2 protein-coding genes are annotated in these 2,001 nt (G+C 66.5%); both read right to left on the reverse strand.

What is annotated here, in order from left to right; genetic code table 11:
• Positions 1-479 (reverse strand): DUF7373 family lipoprotein (locus VFH65_RS05040; RefSeq protein WP_422656603.1); only part of this gene is annotated, 479 nt, incomplete at its 3' end.
• Positions 480-586: 107 nt separating this feature from the next.
• Complete coding sequence (locus VFH65_RS05045; RefSeq protein WP_353320052.1) at positions 587-1,672, reverse strand: helix-turn-helix domain-containing protein; 1,086 nt, start codon at positions 1,670-1,672, stop codon at positions 587-589.
• Between the last annotated feature and the right edge of the window lie 329 nt (positions 1,673-2,001).

Here is a 2,001-nt window from a genome sequence, read left to right on the forward strand (position 1 = left end):
GGCCTGATCGCGAATGCTGCCAACTCGGCGGCGGCCGCGGCGGCGCCCTGCGCGTCGGCGAATCGCAGCACCGCGTTGACGACGGATATCTGCTCGGGTTCGCTGCTGCGGGTGGAGACAAACCCGTTGACGAAGTTGTGCTTACCCATGGCCGCGGCCACCTCCTCGCCGCCCAGGATCTTGCTGATATCGCCAGCTGCGGCGATGATGCCGTAGGGCAGCCCGCCTTCGGTCAGGCGGGCGTCGATCTCCCATGGACCGACGACGTTGCTGGCCATCCGCGCGGCCTCGAGTAGCACGCCCTTCTCGGGTGTGCCGGCCTCCCCTAGCGGTGGCTGCGGTGTTCGCGGGTAGTTGCCGGTGTCGAGCAGCGCTACGTCCACGCCGGGCGGCGCCTCACCGGGCGCCCAGACCGCGGAGCCGTTGACCACGGTGGTGCATGCACTGAGCAGGACAGCGACGATAGCTAGGGGAACCACACGCCACCGGTGCCCCGATTTGCGCTGACTTGCTATGTGCTTGCCCCCGGCAGCGTCCTGCATTCCAGAAAAACTACAGTGCTCGTGTGCCGTGACGCCGCCCGTTGTCACTGCAGTACCGCCAACAGGCGGTTCAACGCGGCAAGGTGTGGTGCCCCGACCGCGTTGCCCGCCTCGGCCGCGGCGATGTCGTCCGGGGTGAGCCCGGCCATCGCGGCAGCCTCGGCCACACTGAGTTCGGCTCGGTGCCGGGCTGCGTACAGCCGCTGCCCCACAGTGGCGTACGGCGATTCGGCTGCCCGTAGCAACAGTTCGCGGCGAGTGCGACGAACCGCGACGAGCTCGCGGAACATCTCGTCTGCGCCGCGGGCGCCGCGAGACGCGTTGGTGGCCAAGGTTTCCAACCGGCTCAGGTCGGCGATGATCCCAGCGGCGGATTTCTGAAACGACGCCGAGGTCGGAGCCGGCAGCGCAGCGATCTGAGTCTGGATATTGGCCAGCGCCACGGCGATGGTCTCGGCCATGTACTTCGATTCGACCGTCGTCGTGCCGCCGACCTCCAGCAGCTCGGTGCGTTCCCCCTCGTCAATGGCCGGAGGGGCAACGGGCGCAGCGGCGTCGGGGGTGAAGTGGCGGCGAAGCCGCACGATCTCACCGGGCGGCCATCCCAGCGCTTCCTCCAGTCTCGTGCGCGTGCTTTCCCGGGGCCAGCTGCGCCCTTTCTCGAACGCGATCAGCGTGCCGGCGCTGATGATTTTGTTCTCGGCCAGTTTGCGCTGGGAAAGGTCGAGTTCGCGGCGCCGCTGGGCGACCTGGGCACCGACGTAGACCATGGCGGGATCGAGCGTCGTGAAGTGCACGGGAATGCCGCCGACGGGATGGCCGAGAGTCGCGGTCATCCCCTCGTCGGGTACGACGAATTCGCCGGTCACTTCGCGACCCTCGATGAACACGCCGTTGCGCCCGGTGACCTGGCCGATCCATTGGCCGTCGCGGACGTCGACGACGATGTGCTTACGGGAGACCCGGGCGTCTGCGATGCGGATATGGGCCTGCTGCTCGGCGCCGGCATCTTCGCGGCCGATGATCACCGGTGCGTGTTCGGGCTCGACCAGGTGCGTCTCGCCCCCGGTACGGATCGTCAGCGGGAGGACCGAGTCGGCGTGCGGGTCCTCAATCTCAGGGGATGCCATAGTCACAGCATAAACCGTAGCGGTGCTTCAGATTGCGTGGTTACTATCTTGGTGAACTTGAAGCACTTCGATACCACCGGACATCCGGCCGTCGGGAAATTTGGTGTCGGAACCCGTCGTGACGCCACGTACCGTATCCATCGAAAACCCTGTGAGTGAGGAACAGCAGCATGTCTGACGAAGAACTGACTCAACGCGTCACCGGTGCGGCGGAATCACCTGCTGATCTGGAAAAGACGCAGGTCGTCCCCCGCTCCACGCCCTCGACCCCGAGTGAAGACGCAGCGCAGTTCGATCCCGCTGCCGAGGAGCAGACGATGCGTGTCAGC

The organism is Mycobacterium sp., from assembly GCF_035697385.1.
GTDB lineage: Bacteria > Actinomycetota > Actinomycetes > Mycobacteriales > Mycobacteriaceae > Mycobacterium.